This window comes from Halotalea alkalilenta DSM 17697, from assembly GCF_000621205.1.
GTDB lineage: Bacteria > Pseudomonadota > Gammaproteobacteria > Pseudomonadales > Halomonadaceae > Halotalea > Halotalea alkalilenta.
Map to the genome: position 1 here is coordinate 21,507 of NZ_JHYY01000025.1, position 15,272 is coordinate 36,778.

Sequence of the window (15,272 nt, forward strand, 5' to 3'; positions counted from 1 at the left end):
TCAGCCCCGTGCGTCGACCAGATCATCCTGGAGATGGAGCTGACGGCGGATATCGTTGACCACGCTCCTCGGGCTGCGCCGCTCGGTGCTGATCACCAGATCGGCGGTGGCGCGATAGAGCGGCTCGCGCACCTCGAACAGCTCGCGCAGCTTGCGGCCCGGGTCCTCGCACTGCAGCAGCGGCCGGTTGCGGTCCCGCGCGGTGCGCTTGAGCTGCTGCTCGACCGAGGTGCGCAGGAAGATCACCGTACCGCGCTCGCGCAGCAGCCGGCGGCTTTCGGGATGGGTGACCGCGCCACCGCCGGTGGCGAGCACGACGCCCTGCTGGGTGGAAAGATCGTCGATGACCTGGGCCTCGCGAGCGCGAAAGCCCGCCTCGCCCTCGACATCGAAGATCCATGGGATATCGCAGCCGCAGCGCCGTTCGATCTCGTGATCGCTGTCGAAGAACGGCCGCTGCAGCTCAGCGGCCAGCAAACGACCGATGGTGCTCTTGCCGGTCCCCATCGGACCGATGAGAAATATGTTGAGTGAATCCCGCATCAGCGTGCCGCTCGTTGGTCCTCGATGATGTTCGGCGTGATGAACACCAGCAGCTCGACTCGCTCCCGTGCCCGCTCCGCACGCCTGAACAACCCGCCGAGCAGAGGCAGATCGCCAAGCCATGGCAGCTTGTACAGCTCATTCGCCTGCTCGCTGGTCAGGATACCGCCAAGTACCACCGTTTCGCCATTATCGACCAGCACTTGAGTACTGATTCGACTGGTGTCTATCGCGGGGAGGCCATTGAAGCGATCGCCCGCGACGCTATCGTTCTGTACGTCGACCGACATCCGAATGCGCCCGTCCGGGGTCAACTGGGGCAAGACCTCGAGGGCGAGCACCGCGTCACGAAAACTTGTGCTGGTCGAACCATAAGCGCCCGACTCCTGGTAGGGCACCTCCTGGCCTTGGCGGATCATCGCCGGCTCCCGGTCGAGGGTCATCACCCGCGGCTGCGACAAGGTATGGCTCATCCCCTCGCGCTCGAGGGCGTTGAGCTCCAGCGCCAGCAGTACGTTGCTGTTGATCAACCCCACCGTGAAGGTACCCTGCGGCGACGCCGTGCCACCGAGCTCGAAACCTAGCCCGAGGAAGGGGCCGCTCCCTTCGCTCCCTGGGCTGAAGCCTCGCCGTTCGCTCGCGATCCCCTCGCTGAACGCTCGCCCGATGCCGGCCTCCCCCCAGCGAATGCCAAGCTGGCGCGAGACCCGTTCGCGAGCGATCACGATCCTCGCCTCGATCTGCACCTGCCGCAGCGGCACATCGAGCTCGGCCAGCGCCCGCCTGATCCCGGCCAGCCGAGTCGGCGTATCCTGCACCAGCAGCATATTGGTGCGGGCGTCGAAGCCGATCCATCCCCGCGGTGAGAGCAGGCCCGCGCCACCGCCGCCCTCGAGCAGCGATGCCACGTCCTCCGCGCGGGCATAGTCGACCTTGAGCATATCCAGCGCGAGCGCCTGCTCGTCCCCCGCCGGGCGCGCCTCGCGCGCGACGATGGCCTCGATCGCCGCCGCCGGAGCGACCAGCAGCGCATCGCCATGGCGGCGGCTGGACAGCCCTTGCCCCTCGAGCACCAGCGCCAGCGCACGCGACCAGGGGATCGATTCGAGACGCAGGGTCAACTCGCCCTCGACGCCGTCGGCGACCACCAGATCGACGCCGCCGGCCTCGGCGAGCAGCGAGAGCGCCGCGCGCACCGGCAGCCGCTGGAAATCCAGGCTGACCGGCGTATCCCCCCCCGAGGGCGGGGCGACCACGACACGCTCGACATTGACCGGCAGCGGGCGCTCGGCAGCGGCCTCGGCAACCACCGGCGCGGAGCCGGGCTCGAGCACCACCTCGATCCGCCGACCGTGGCGCTCCACCCGGTACCCATGGGGTCTGGCCAGTTCCAGCAGCAAACGCACGCCTCCTGGCGGCGTCGATATCTCCAGCGGCCCGACCCCTGGCACCGCATGGGCGGGCGCTCTTCCCTCGAGCAGCGTGCGCGCGCCGGGCAGCGTGAACATCAGCCGCGGCGGCTGGCCGAGCGAAAGCCCATTGATCTCGCTGGCCTCGTCATCGAACTCGAGCACCATGCGCGCATCACCGCTAGCTGGCTCGATCGAAAGCCGCGCATCGACCAGCTCACTCGCCCAAGTTATCGTCGGCGCGAACGTGAAAGCGCAGAAGAGCAGCAGGATTCCCAGTCTCATCGCTGCGGCTCCGCACCGAGCAGGCGCAGTACTCGCTCTCCCTCCCCTCGTTCAGCCACCTCGCCGGGTAGCTCGAGGGTCAGCCCCATGGCATCGAACGCCACCACCTTGGCCCGCTCCTCGCCGATCGCATCACCGACGGCGACGCGTACCACGCGGCCTTCCGCGGTCTCGACCAGCGCGAATCGACCGTGCCGGTCGCTCAGCACACCGCGAGGAACAAGCTGTCGCACCGAGAACCCCGCCATCGACGCCGGCGGTATGCCGATCTCCTCCACTGCGCCTCGAAAGGGGTCGTGTCTCAGTGCCGCATCGAGGCGCTGTGCGAATGCGTCATCGCTGATCTTCATCGATACCGGCGGGAGAGCCGCGACACTCACCTGCTCATGTGCCACTGGCCCGGGGCCGTCGCCACAGCCGCAAAGCGCCACGATGGCTGCCCAGGCCGAGCCGCGTCTCAGCGGCCTCATTGCGAGGGCCCCGGTTCGGCGTCGGGATGCCAGCCGAGCTCGAGGCGCAGCGCCAGCCTCGTAACGGCACCGCCCTCCGCGGTATCCAGCGCACGGCGCAGTTCGAAGTCGCCGGGCGAGACGGCGCCCAGTGCGGAGGGCGCGAGCATGAACGCGACCAGCGGCGCGAAGTCGCCCTCGAGGCTCAATTCGATCAGCGGGCGCCTCCCCTCTCCGAGCGGCGCGAGCCGCGTGATCTCAAGGCCCCGCTCAAGGGCGAGGGCAGAGAGTGCCTCGAGCGGCCGCGCCGGCACCGCGAACGCCTGGTTTAAGGCTCGGCGGTACTCGGCGATCTCCTGCTCCTGCTCGCGCAGCAGCGTCAACCGCTCGAGCGCCGCTCGGTCTCCAAGCCGCTGCTCCAACGCCCGCTCCAGCGCTGTGCGAGAAGCAAACAGCGCATCTAGCCCGGGTGCGATCCATAGCGCCCCGCTGAGCGCCAGGGCGAGGAAAAATCCCCCCCCCACCGCCACGGCCCATAGCCACCGGGGCCAGAACAGCGGATCGAACGGCTCCCAGCGACAGCCGGGCAGGGCACCCACGCGCCAGCGCGAGATGCTGGTCATCCGACCACCTCCTGCGTGCTTGGCACCTCCTCCACCGGCTCCCCCACCAGCCCGGGCAGCTCGAGTTCGAGCCGGCACCAGCCGCCCTCCGCCCCAGGCCGATGCTCGATCAGCCGGGCCGATGCCACCTGAGGCAGGCCGCCGAGACGCGCCAGCGCCAGATTGGCGGCTACCAGCGTCCCTTGCGCCTCCAACCGCAGCAGCCGGCCACGGCGTTCGATCCGCTCGAGCCTGAGCCCCTCCGTGCCGAGCCAGGACAGCGCCGCCCAGAGCTCGACCCAGCCATCACGCACCGCGAGCCACTGCTCGAGCGATCGATGCCGCTGCGCGAGCATCGCTCGCTGGCGCTCGATCGCCGTCAGCTCGGCAAGCGTTGCGGTCAACTCGATGCGTTCGAGCGCGAGCTCCTCCACCCGGCTCTCCCAGCGCTCGCGCTGCAGCGAGAGCCAGCCCGCCAGCGAGGCGCCCAGCGACAAGGCCAGCACACCCGCCACTGCGCACCAGGCGCAAAGACGCAACCGGGCTCTGCGGCGCATGGGCTCTCGCCAGGGGCGTAGATCCACATCGTTCCAGGCGCTCATCGCCAGCCTCTCACCGCCAGCGCATAGGCGAGCGCCAGCCGAGCGTCGCCGTCATCGCGGCGACCCGGCCAGGTACCGATGGCCCGCGGCTCATATGGCGCGACTCGACGCCCGAGCGCCTCACTCAGACCGACGGGGTCCGACGACGCCCAGCCTTCGCCCGCGAGCCAAAGCCTTACCGGCGGCGCATCGCCCCACGTGGAAGGCAGCCAGTCGACCAGAGCCTGCCTGGGATCGGCCCCGGCCAGGTCGTTGGCAAGCCGAAGACCATCTCGCACCAGCCAAAGGCGCTGGCCATCACGATAGAGCAGGGCATCCGCCGGGGTGCGCTCGACCAGGCGCGAGAGGGCGAACAGGTCGACGTCCATCGCCGCGACCTCGAGACCGAGCCCGGCGAATTCACCCAGCCGCGCCTCGAGCTCGCTAGGGCGGCAGGCCACCAGCCGCCAGGAAAGCCGCTGCGGAACTCCGCTGCGAAAATCGATGTCATCAGCAAGGCAGAAATCGAACACCGGCGGTTCATCGAGGGTCGCGGCCAGCCTGCCCAGCCGCGCGCGGAGGTGCCTTTCCACTTCGCCAGGGCTGAGCCCTGCGGGCAGTTCGATGCGCTGTTCGAGCAGTCGCTCGGCGTCCAGCGCGGTGACCACGCGACGGGCGCGCGGGGAAAGTCGCTCGAGCAGCCGCTCGAGCGCAGGGCGTGCGCTGTGCTCGTCCGGGCGACGCGGCTCCACCCCTGTGCGGGTTACGCTCATGCCGCGGCGCCGGGGCTCCAGCTCGACCAGCGCCACCGCGCGTTCGCCGAGGGAGATTCCAAGCCGGGGCGAGCGGGCGGGAAGCGCCTGCCCAGAGGCCAGAAAGGTGCAGACGCGTGCCACCCAGTGCGCTAAGGTAACCGGTCGCAACAAGCCGACATGGTTTATCACTGGCCCCTCCTGAGGGCGCTACTTATAATGCGCCACGTTTGTGGTTGTTCACCTGTCACGACCTCGATGAGCCGGCTCGCACCGGTATCCGCCGCGATTCCCATGCCGCTCGCGTCTTTCGCGACGACCGTTTCAAGCTCGTCGCCACCCACTTCGGATGGGCCGTTCTAAATGAAGTTGATCAAACGCACCTTGTTTCATCTTTTCTGGCTGCTGATTGCCTTAACGGCCGCGGGACTGCTCGCTGTAGCCGCGGCGGCGATCTATTTCGTCCCAAGCCTCCCCGATGTGAATTCACTGCAGAACTATCAGCTGGCGACGCCGCTGCGGGTCTACAGCCAGGATGGCAAGCTGATCGGTGAGTACGGAGAGCAGCGTCGACAGATCGTCGACTTCGATGAGGTACCCGCGGATCTGGTCAATGCGATCGTCGCCGCCGAGGACCAGGATTTCTTCAGCCACCCGGGTATCGACCCCAGGGGGCTTGCACGTGCGGCGATGGAGCTTGCCGCGAGCGGCAGCATCCGCTCCGGGGGCAGCACCATCACCATGCAGGTGGCGCGCAACTATCTGCTCACCCTGGATCAGACCTTCACCCGCAAGATCCGTGAGATCCTGCTGGCGCTGCAGATGGAGCGGATCCTGACCAAGGAGCAGATCTTCGAGCTCTACGTGAACAAGATCTATCTCGGCCAGGGCGCCTATGGGGTCGGCTCGGCGGCGCAGATCTACTTCAACAAGCCGCTCTCGCAGCTGACCCTGCCCGAGGCGGCGACCATCGCGGGACTGCCGAAGGCACCCTCGAGCCTCAACCCGATCGCCAACCCCGAGCGCTCGCTGATCCGCCGCAACTGGATCCTGCTGCGCATGCAGCAGCTCGGCTACGTCAGCAACGAGCAGTACCAGCAAGCGGTGCAGGCGCCGATCCAGATCCAGCGCTCGCGCACCGAGCTGCAGCTCCAAGCGCAGTACGTGGCGGAAATGGCCCGCCAGTATGCGATCTCTCGCTTCGGCGACAGGGCCTACACCGATGGCTACTCGATCACCACGACGCTCGACAGCCGCACCCAGAACCAGGCGCGAGATGCGCTGATCGATGGGCTGGTCGCTTATGACGCGCGCCACGGCTGGCGCGGTCCCGAGCAGAGCGGGATTCCCTCGACCTTGGCCGAGGCGCAGGAGCGCACCGACCGGCGCGGGCTCGAGGAGGAGCTCGCCGCCTCGCCCGAGGTGGCCCAGACCGCCCGCCAAGCGGCCGAGCGCAGCTCGACCCGGGTGGAGGGCATCGAAGAGGATGTCTCCAACTGGCTGAGGGTGCTCGGCAGTACGCCCAACGTGGGGCCGCTCGAACCAGCGATCGTGATCGACGTCCAGGGTCAGCAGATGCGCGTGCTGCGACGCAATGGCCAGGTGGAGACGATCGGCTGGGACGAGCTCAAGTGGGCTGCGCCCTACCGCAGCGTGCGCGCCCGCGGGGCATCGCCGACCCAGGCCGCCCAGATCGCCGCGCGCGGCGATCTGGTGCGGGTCGTGGCCAACGGGCAGGGCAATAGCGAGCGCTGGCGGCTCTCCCAGACGCCCCAGATCGAAGGTGCGATCGTGGTACTCGATCCACGCACCGGGGCGATCCGCGCGCTGCAGGGCGGTTTCAGCTTCGCCAAGAGCAGCTTCAACCGCGCCACCCAGGCACGCCGCCAGCCCGGCTCGAGCTTCAAGCCGTTCATCTACCTGTCCGCGCTGGAACAGGGCAACATGACGCCCGCAACGGTGATCAACGATGCGCCGATCGTCCAGCAGGAGCTCAGCGGCGACGTCTGGCGCCCGGAGAACGACACCCGTTCCTTCCTCGGCCCGACCCGGCTGCGCGAAGGGCTCTATCGCTCGCGCAACCTGGTGACCATCCGCGCACTGCAGGCGACCGGGCTCGACAATACCCTGGATATGCTCGAGCGCATGGGCTTCAACCGCGCGCAGCTGCCCAACGGTTTGTCACTGGCGCTGGGCAGCGCCTCGCTGACACCGCTCGAGATCGCCCGCGGCTACGCCGAAATCGCCAACGGCGGGTTCAAGGTGCTGCCCTGGTACATCGCCAGGATCACCCAGGGCGAGGACCAGACCAACCTGCTCGATGAGCCGAACCCACCCGCGGCCTGCCCCGAGTGCGATCCGTTCGAAAGCACGGTGGAGATCGATGGCCGCACCTATCCGATCGCCGAGCGAGTCGCCGATGGCGCGTCGGTGTACATGCTTCAGGATATGATGCGCGACGTGATCAGACGGGGCACCGGCCGAGCGGCGCTGTCGATCGGACGCGACGACCTGGCCGGCAAGACCGGCACCTCGAACGATCAGCGCGACACCTGGTTCTCAGGCTTCAACGGCGCGCTGGTCGCGACCGTCTGGGTCGGAATGGACGACAACTCGAGCACCGGCGAGTACGGCGCCCAGGCGGCGCTGCCGATCTGGACCCAGTTCATGGGCCAGGCGCTACAGGGCATGTCGCCGCAGTTCCTGCCACGCCCCGAGAACGTGGTCAGCGCCCGGATCGATCCACAGAGCGGCCGACGCCTGCGCGACAACGACCCAGGCGGGATCAGCGAGATTTTCCGCGCCGACAATCTGCCCCCCTACCAAGAGCCTTCGGTACGGCCCGATCTGGAGAATGAGTCGGGCTCGCAAGGCACCGGCTCCTATGACGCCATCTTCTGAACCAAGCGGGGCGCCCTGCGGGCGCCCCAGAACCGCTCTGCCATCGCGCTGCACCGTCAGTCCCAAGCTACCGAGCCCCTCGGTACCGGCATGGGCGAGCGCCGCGCTCGCACTCACCATCGCCCTGCTGTCCTTGCCCGCCGAGGCACAGATCGAGGACTTCTCGACGCTGCTCGATCCCGCCCTGGCGGAGGAGGACTTCGAGGGCAACCTCCAGTTCGGCTTCATCAACCGCACCGGTAACGACGACAGCTCGTCGCTCAATGGGCGCACGAACCTGACCTGGTACCGGGACCGCTGGTCGTACAATCTCTATGCTTCCGCCGACAGCGCGCGCAGCGGTGACGAGAGCACCGCCGAGCGCTACGTCGGCGCGGCCCGCACGCGCTACAACCTCGCCGAAGACAACTATGTGTTCGGCCAGCTGCGGCTGAACGTCGATCGCTTCAGCGGTTACGACAACCAGCTTTCGCTGGCCGGCGGCTACGGGCGCCAGCTGGTCGATACGCGACCTCACTCGCTATCGGTGGAGATCGGTCCCGGCATACGCCGGGACAAGATTCGCAACGGCGACGTCGACTACCGGGCGCTGGCGTACGCCGGCTTCAACTATGGCTATCGCCTCTCCGATACCGCCCGCTTCGAACAAGGGTTCGCCACCGAAGCCGCCGGCGACGACCTCACCCTGCGCAGCGAAACATCGTCGAGTCTTTCGATCAACGCCGACTTCTCCCTGCGCCTGGCCTATCTCGTCGAGCACAACAGCGATCCGCCCGACGATGCCGAGTATCGCACCGATACCACGACCACGATGTCGATCGTCTACGGGCTCTAGAAGGTTGGCGGCGGACCGGCATGGTTCGACTCAAGATGTTTCCGAGCGTCCTGAGCGAGCCGAAGGACACGAACGGCCCAACGAGCCCGTTCGTCCCGAGCGGCGCCATACGCGCCAAGGTCGAGTTCCAGCTCGGCAACTGGGGGCGCCAGTCGAGGGATCGTGCGGCGGCGCTAAGGCTGTGGTTCGACTCGGCTCGTTCCTCGCCGGCTCACCACGAGCGGATGTGGGGGATGCCGGGCCTTCGCGCCAATTTCCAACCCGTTCGTCCCGAGCGGCGCCATACGCGCCAAGGTCGAGTTCCAGCTCGGCAATGGGGGCGCCAGTCGAGGGATCGAGCGGCGGCGATGAGGCTGTGGTTCGACTCGGCTCGTTCCTCGCCGGCTCACCACAAGCGGATGTGGGGGATGCCGGGCCTTCGCGCCAATTCCCAACCCGTTCGTCCCAAGCGGCGCCGATACGCGCCAAGGTCGAGTTCCAGCTCGGCAACTGGGGACGCCAGTCGAGGGATCGTGCGGCGGCACTAAGGCCGTGGTTCGACTGCCCTCGCGCCCCGGGCACTGACCTTGAACGGTTGGGAATGCAGGGCCTTCGCGCCAACTCCCTACCCGTTCGTCCCGAGAGGAGCGAAGCGACGTCGAGGGATCGGGCGGCTCGAGCGGCCCTTCCTCGGCCGCTCTCCAGTGCAGCGGTCTAGTCCGCCCACCAGGCGTTGAGTTCGTCCAGCACCTCAGCGTCGATGCCATGGCCGAGCGACGGGTGAAGGCTCCACTGGGTCGTCGCGCCCTGCCGCTCGAGCCAGCGCGCGGTGCGCTCGCCGTGCTGCGGCGGTACCCTCGCATCCGCATCGCCATGGATCACCAGCACCTTGGCGCCGTCGAGCTCGACGCGGCGAGTGTCGTCGACCAGGAAGCCCGAGAGCAGCGCAGCTCCGTCGAAGCGCTCGGGCGCTTCGATCAGCACCTCGGCGGCCATCGCCGCGCCCTGGCTGAAGCCGAGCAGGTAGAGCCGCGAAGGAGCGAGCCCCTGCTCTGCCAGCGCCTCGTCGATGGTCGCGAGCACCGCTTCGCGGCCCTCGGCGACGTCCTGCTCGAGCCCAGGACCGAAACCCTCGACCACGGTGCCTTCGAACCAGCGATAACGCTGCGCGGAAAGCTCGAACGGCGCCCGCACGGCGAGCATCCGCCATCCCTCGGGGAGATGTTCGGCCAGCGGCAGCAGGTCACGCTCGTTGGTACCGAGGCCATGCAGGGCGACCACCAGCGGCGCGTCCGCGCGCCCCTCTGCCGGCGCCAGGCGATAGGCCAGGCCGGTCTGCGCCCATGCGCTGAAAGCGAGCGGCAAGAGGAGAATCAGTAGCATGGCGGCGAAGCGAGGATAGCGGCGATACATGGCATCCAGTGCGAGCTCGGTGAGAGTCCTTCGAGCCTCTCACGCCCTGCCCGGATTCGCCTTGGCTGGCGCTGAAACGCCAGGACCCGCCACGAGGGCGGGTCCTGGACGATGATGCTTGGGTGAAGCGTCGCGATGACGCTTCGGGCGGGGCCTCAGCCGCGCTTCACCGCTGCACCGAAACGCTTGTTGAAGCGCTCGACGCGACCACCGGTGGTCGCCTGCTTCTGCTTGCCGGTGTAGAACGGGTGGCAGTTGGAGCAGACGTCCAGGTTCAGCGACTCGTTGGAGGTGCTGCCGATTTCGAAGCTGGCACCGCAAGAGCAGCTGGCGGAGATGGTCTGGTACTGGGGATGAATCGAAGCTTTCATGTGAGACCTCGCTTGGCATGCCGCCACCCGGTCAAGTCAGATTGCGCGTGAATGAGTCGCGCCTTGCCAGGTACCGCATGCGAAATGGAAGATGTACGACCTTCGCCGGCCGCCGTGACGACGCTCATCGCGGCGAGCATCCGGGTCGAGCGCATCACCCGAGGGCGGACGCGCTGAAGACGAAGGCGCATATTCTAGCAGCTTCGAGTCTGGAGGCCAATCGTTGGTCGAACCCCGCAATACCCCGTCCCCTCACGCCTCACCTTCGGTGCTGCGCGTGGCGCTGCCCACGCCACTGCGGCGCGTGTTCGACTATCTCCCCGGCCGGGAGCGCCCCGCCGCCGGCTGGGTGCCAGGGCTCAGGGTGCGGGTCCCGTTCGGCCGCCGCGAGATGGTCGGCGTGGTGGTCGAGGTCGCGGCGGACAGCGACTTCGAGCTCGCCAAGCTCAAGCCGATCGCCGCGCTGATCGACCAGACCCCGCTACCCGAGGAGTGGCTATGGCTGTGTCGCTTCACCGCCCGCTACTACCAGCATTCGCTCGGTGACACGCTGGCCCACGCGATGCCGGCGCTGCTGCGCCAGGGGCGTCCGCTCGAAGCGCGCACCCGGGAGCGCTGGCGCTGCACCCCCAAGGGCGCAGCCCTGGACCCCGCCACGCTGCGCCAGGCCAAGCGGCAGGGCGAACTGCTCGGGCTGCTCCAGCAGCACACTGCGGGCCTGGTCGGCTCCGCGGTGCTCGCCCATGGCTTTGCCCGGCCACAGCTCGAGGGGCTGCGCGCCAAGGGCCTGGTCGAGTGCGAGGAGGAGCCGCTGACCCGGGCGGTCCAGCCCGGCACCCCGACCCTCGCCGAGCCTTCGCTGACCCTCAACCGCGAACAGGGCGAGGCGCTGGCTGCGCTGCACGAGGGGCTCGGGCGTTTCTCGCCGAGCCTGCTCCACGGCGTCACCGGCAGCGGCAAGACCGAGGTCTACCTGCAACTGATCGAGGCGGTGCTCGACCGCGGCGGCCAGGCGCTGGTACTGGTGCCCGAAATAGGGCTGACCCCGCAGACCCTCGAGCGCTTTCGCCGCCGCTTCAGCGTGCCGGTGGTGATGATCCATTCGGGCGTCAGCGACGGCGAGCGCCTCGACGTCTGGGAGGCCGCGCGCTCGGGCCGTGCGCGAGTGGTGGTCGGCACCCGCTCGGCGATCTTCACCCCGATGGAGAAGCTCGGCGCGATCATCGTCGATGAGGAGCACGACGCCTCGTTCAAACAGCAGGAGGGGCTGCGCTACAGCGCCCGCGACCTCGCCGTGGTCCGCGCCCGCCGCGAGCAGCTGCCGGTGGTGCTCGGCAGCGCCACTCCTTCGCTCGAAAGCCTCGCCCACGCAGGCCGTGGCCACTATCGCCACCTGAAGCTCAATCGCCGCGCCGGCAGCGCATCGTTCGCCCGCCTCGAACTCGTCGACCTGCGGATCAAGCGCCGCGAGGGCGGCCTCGGCCAGGAATCGATCGAGGCGATCAAGACCCAGCTCGATGCGGGCCACCAGGTGCTGGTGTTCATCAATCGCCGCGGGTTCGCCCCGACCCTCTCATGCCAGCAGTGCGGCCATATCTTCGACTGTCCAAGCTGCGATGCGCGCATGACCCTGCACCGCCAGCCTCCCCGGTTGGTCTGCCACCACTGCGATCACCAGGCTCCCCTGCCGGATGCCTGCCCGAAGTGCGCAAGCGGCGACCTGCGCCCGCTCGGCGCCGGCACCGAGCGCACCGAGGAGACCCTCCAGGCGCGCTTCCCGGACGCCCGCATCCTGCGTATCGACCGCGACAGCACCCGGCGCAAGGACGCACTCAGCGACGCGCTCGACGAGGTGCGCAGCGCCCGCCCCTGCATCCTGGTCGGCACCCAGATGCTGGCCAAGGGCCATCACTTCCCCCACGTCACCCTGGTGGTGGTGGTCAACGCCGACGGCGGGCTCTACAGCAGCGATTTTCGCGCCCTCGAGCAGAGCGCCCAGCTGCTGGTCCAGGTCGCAGGACGGGCCGGGCGCGCGGCACTGCCTGGACGGGTACTGATCCAGACCATGCACCCTGACGACCCCAACCTGCGTCTGCTGGCAAGCCAGGGCTACGACGTGCTCGCCGAACGCCTGCTCGACGAGCGCCGTGCCGCGGGCCTGCCGCCGTTTCGTTTCATCGCGCTGCTGCGCGCCGAGGCCGCCGACCAGGCAAGCGTCGAGGCCTTGCTGGCGCAGGGGGCCGAGCAGCTTCGTGGCTGGCTCATTGAGCGCGAACTGCCGGTCGACTGCCTCGGTCCGGTACCTGCGCCGATGGAGCGCCGCCAGAACCGCTACCATGCCCAGCTGATGCTCGCCGCCGATCGCCGCAGCCAGCTCCATGAGGCGGCCGCCTGGCTGGTGGCCTGGCTCGAGGGCGCACCGCTCGCGCGCAAGGTGCGCTGGTCGATCGATATCGATCCGCTGAGCCTGAGCTGAGCCCGGTGCCTTTTCGTCCACACGCGCCTGCCGACTTGAGACACCCCAGGGGGTGGACCATAATGCTGCGTTCATCCACGATGCACCGGTAGCGATCCCCCGGGCGCATCGCACTCGCAGATTCCCGCCGCCGCTGCCCGGATTCGATGGTGCTCCATCGCCGCGGCGCACGGCCACTCCAGCACAGCAACGGTCACCTTCGATGAAAGAGACGCTCCTCGAGCTCCTCACCCAAGCCCTTTCCACGCTCAAGAGCGAGGGCGTAATCCCCCAGGACCACGAGGTCGAGATCAAGCTCGATGCGACGCGCGACAAGGCCCACGGCGACTACGCCTGCAACCTGGCGATGATCCTTGCCAAACCGGCGAGGATGGCACCGCGCCAGCTCGCCGACAGGCTGATCGCGGCACTGCCGGACTCGCCCGCGGTTAGCAAGGTGGAGATCGCAGGCCCGGGTTTCATCAACTTCTTCGCCGCGACCGCGGCGGCGGCGCAGATCATCGAGCGCGTGATCGAGTCGGGCGAGCGCTTCGGCCGCAGCGACTTCGGCCAGGGCGAAAGCGTCCAGGTCGAGTTCGTCTCCGCCAACCCGACCGGACCGCTGCACGTCGGCCACGGCCGCGGCGCGGTGGTCGGCGACTGCATCGCGCGGCTGCTCGAGGCCACCGGCCACCGCGTCACCCGCGAGTTCTACTACAACGACGCCGGCGCCCAGATCACCAACCTCGAACGCTCGGTATCGGCGCGGATCAAGGGTCTCGAACCCAGCGACCCGGCCTGGCCGGAAGACGGCTACCGCGGCGACTACATCGCCGACATCGCCCACGCCTACCGCCAGGGCGAGACGGTGGTCGCCGACGATCGCCGGGTCACCGCCAAGGCCGATCCCGAAGATCGCGAGGCGATCCGCGAATTCGCCGTCGCCTACCTGCGCCGCGAGCAGGACCTCGACCTCAAGGCCTTCGACGTGCCGTTCGACGTCTACTTCCTCGAGTCCTCGCTCTACTCCGAAGGCAAGGTCGCGGCTACCGTCGAGCGCCTGATCGAAGGCGGCCACACCTTCGAGGCGGATGGCGCGCTGTGGCTGCGCACCACCGACTTCGGCGACGACAAGGACCGGGTGATGCGCAAGCGTGACGGCGACTACACCTACTTCGTCCCCGACGTCGCCTATCACCTCGACAAATGGCGCCGCGGCTTCACCACCGTGATCGACGAGCAGGGCGCCGACCACCACTCCACCGTCACCCGCGTGCGCGCTGGGCTCCAGGCGCTCGGGGTGGGCATTCCAGCAGGATGGCCCGAGTACGTGCTGCACCAGATGGTCACGGTGATGCGCGGCGGCGAGGAGGTGAAACTCTCCAAGCGCGCCGGCAGCTACGTCACCCTGCGCGATCTGATCGATGAGGTCGGGCGCGACGCGACGCGCTACTTCCTGGTCGCGCGCCGGGTCGATTCGCAGCTGACCTTCGACATCGATCTGGCCCGCGCGCAGTCGAACGACAACCCGGTCTACTACCTGCAATACGCCCATGCGCGGCTTTGCAGCGTGCTGAAGCGCGCCGAGACCCAGGGAACCCCCTTCGACCAGGCGCTCGGCCTGGCCAATCTCGGCCTGCTCGAGGATCCTCGCGAGAAGGACCTGCTCAATCGCCTCGCCGCTTTCCCCGAGCAGGTCGCCCGCGCGGCCAAAAGCCGCGAGCCGCACCAGATCGCCCAGTACCTGCAGGAGCTGGCCGCCGAATTCCACACCTGCTACAACGCGGTCAAGGTAATGGTCGATGAGCCCGACATGCGCAATGCGCGCCTCGCCCTCGCCCTCGCCGTACGCCAGGTACTGCGCAACGGCCTCGGCCTGTTGGGCCTCGATGCACCGGAGGAGATGTAATGCCGCCACGCCAGAACAGCGCCTCGCGGCGCGCAGCACCGCGCAGGACGCAGGGTGCCAAGCGCGGCGCGTCGAAAAGCTCGGGGGGCGGCATGCGCATTCCCGGCTGGCTATGGGCGATCGGCGGCATCATCGCCGGGTTCTTCATCGCCAAGCACTTCCTCGCCAATGAGCCCAGCGACTCCCAGGGCGGCATGGCGGCGATCGTCACCCGGCCGGTGCCCAGCGAGCCGCAGGGCCAGAGCGCCGAGCAGTCGCCAAGCGCTTCCCAGCAAGCAGGACAGCCCTCGGCACCCCAGGCGCAGCAGGAGGGCGGCGAAGACCCGGCGAACAACATGCCGACCTTCGAGTTCTACACCCTGCTGCCCGAGTCGGAGGTGATCGCTCCTTCGGCGCCTTCGGCACCCGCCGCCGCGCCCCAGGCGCCGCCGGCCGCCACGCCGAGCCAGAGCGCCAGCCGCGAGCCGGCGCAGCCGAGCACGCGGACGCCGCCCGCCGCCCCCAGCGCGCCGAGCAGCAGCGCGCCCGCCAGCGCCCAGGGCGGTGCCAGCTACATGCTCCAGGCCGCCTCGTTCCGCTCCCAGGCGGACGCCAATACCATGGCGGGCCGCTTTCGCGACCTTGGCCTGGTGACCCAGGTCAGCCAGGTCAAGACCGGCGACGGCACCACTTGGTATCGCGTCCAGGCCGGCCCCTACAGCGACCAGGCCGAGCTCGCCCGCGCCCGTGGCCTGATGCAGGCGCGCGGCGTCGACCCGCTGATGATCCGCCAGCGCTGATCCCTGCGC

At 68.6% G+C, this 15,272-nt stretch carries 13 protein-coding genes; 5 read left to right on the forward strand and 8 right to left on the reverse strand.

Annotated features, from left to right (window positions below; all coding sequences use genetic code 11):
* From aroK to pilM, 6 genes are read right to left on the reverse strand one after another with little or no spacing between them, the layout of a single operon-like run.
* The gene (gene aroK / locus Q376_RS25320; RefSeq protein ID WP_027349412.1) at window positions 1–543 is read right to left on the reverse strand and encodes a shikimate kinase AroK; all 543 of its coding nucleotides are present in this window, start codon (window positions 541–543) and stop codon (window positions 1–3) included.
* Window positions 543–2,237, reverse strand: coding sequence for a type IV pilus secretin PilQ (gene pilQ / locus Q376_RS21485; RefSeq protein ID WP_052364968.1), 1,695 nt, complete (start codon window positions 2,235–2,237; stop codon window positions 543–545). The genes aroK and pilQ overlap by 1 nt, the downstream gene beginning before the upstream one ends.
* Window positions 2,234–2,707: a pilus assembly protein PilP gene (locus Q376_RS0105160; protein WP_155834161.1), complete on the reverse strand. Its 474-nt coding sequence runs from the start codon at window positions 2,705–2,707 to the stop codon at window positions 2,234–2,236. Before Q376_RS0105160 ends, pilQ begins: the two co-directional genes overlap by 4 nt.
* Window positions 2,704–3,309, reverse strand: a complete 606-nt coding sequence (locus Q376_RS0105165) for a hypothetical protein (protein ID WP_027349414.1) — start codon at window positions 3,307–3,309, stop codon at window positions 2,704–2,706. The genes Q376_RS0105160 and Q376_RS0105165 overlap by 4 nt, the downstream gene beginning before the upstream one ends.
* Complete coding sequence (locus tag Q376_RS24670) at window positions 3,306–3,845, reverse strand: hypothetical protein (RefSeq protein WP_027349415.1); 540 nt, start codon at window positions 3,843–3,845, stop codon at window positions 3,306–3,308. Before Q376_RS24670 ends, Q376_RS0105165 begins: the two co-directional genes overlap by 4 nt.
* A gap of 41 nt (window positions 3,846–3,886) precedes the next feature.
* Entirely contained in the window at window positions 3,887–4,765 is an 879-nt protein-coding gene (pilM, locus tag Q376_RS0105175; RefSeq protein WP_162177882.1) for a type IV pilus biogenesis protein PilM, read from the reverse strand.
* A gap of 219 nt (window positions 4,766–4,984) precedes the next feature.
* On the opposite strand from pilM, the gene Q376_RS0105180 reads away from it, so the two are divergent.
* Both Q376_RS0105180 and Q376_RS0105185 read left to right on the forward strand, forming a co-directional pair.
* Window positions 4,985–7,522, forward strand: a complete 2,538-nt coding sequence (locus Q376_RS0105180; protein ID WP_027349417.1) for a penicillin-binding protein 1A — start codon at window positions 4,985–4,987, stop codon at window positions 7,520–7,522.
* Window positions 7,506–8,357, forward strand: coding sequence for a DUF481 domain-containing protein (locus tag Q376_RS0105185; RefSeq protein ID WP_052364969.1), 852 nt, complete (start codon window positions 7,506–7,508; stop codon window positions 8,355–8,357). The genes Q376_RS0105180 and Q376_RS0105185 overlap by 17 nt, the downstream gene beginning before the upstream one ends.
* Window positions 8,358–9,050: 693 nt before the next feature.
* Here Q376_RS0105185 and Q376_RS23920 read toward each other — a convergent pair.
* The gene (locus Q376_RS23920) at window positions 9,051–9,719 is read right to left on the reverse strand and encodes an alpha/beta hydrolase (protein WP_162177883.1); all 669 of its coding nucleotides are present in this window, start codon (window positions 9,717–9,719) and stop codon (window positions 9,051–9,053) included.
* 185 nt (window positions 9,720–9,904) lie between these two features.
* Window positions 9,905–10,120 carry a 50S ribosomal protein L31 gene (rpmE, locus tag Q376_RS0105195; RefSeq protein ID WP_027349420.1) on the reverse strand — a complete coding sequence of 72 codons (216 nt, stop codon included), beginning with the start codon at window positions 10,118–10,120 and terminating at the stop codon, window positions 9,905–9,907.
* 223 nt (window positions 10,121–10,343) lie between these two features.
* On the opposite strand from rpmE, the gene Q376_RS0105200 reads away from it, so the two are divergent.
* From Q376_RS0105200 to Q376_RS0105210, 3 genes are all read left to right on the forward strand, one after another.
* Window positions 10,344–12,596, forward strand: coding sequence for a primosomal protein N' (locus tag Q376_RS0105200; protein WP_081803409.1), 2,253 nt, complete (start codon window positions 10,344–10,346; stop codon window positions 12,594–12,596).
* A 202-nt stretch (window positions 12,597–12,798) separates the two neighbouring features.
* Window positions 12,799–14,484 (forward strand): arginine--tRNA ligase, encoded by a 1,686-nt coding sequence (gene argS / locus Q376_RS0105205; protein WP_027349422.1) that lies wholly within the window; start codon window positions 12,799–12,801, stop codon window positions 14,482–14,484.
* A complete protein-coding gene (locus tag Q376_RS0105210) occupies window positions 14,484–15,263 on the forward strand; it encodes an SPOR domain-containing protein (RefSeq protein ID WP_027349423.1) in 780 nt (259 codons plus the stop codon). Before argS ends, Q376_RS0105210 begins: the two co-directional genes overlap by 1 nt.
* The last annotated feature ends 9 nt before the right edge of the window (window positions 15,264–15,272 follow it).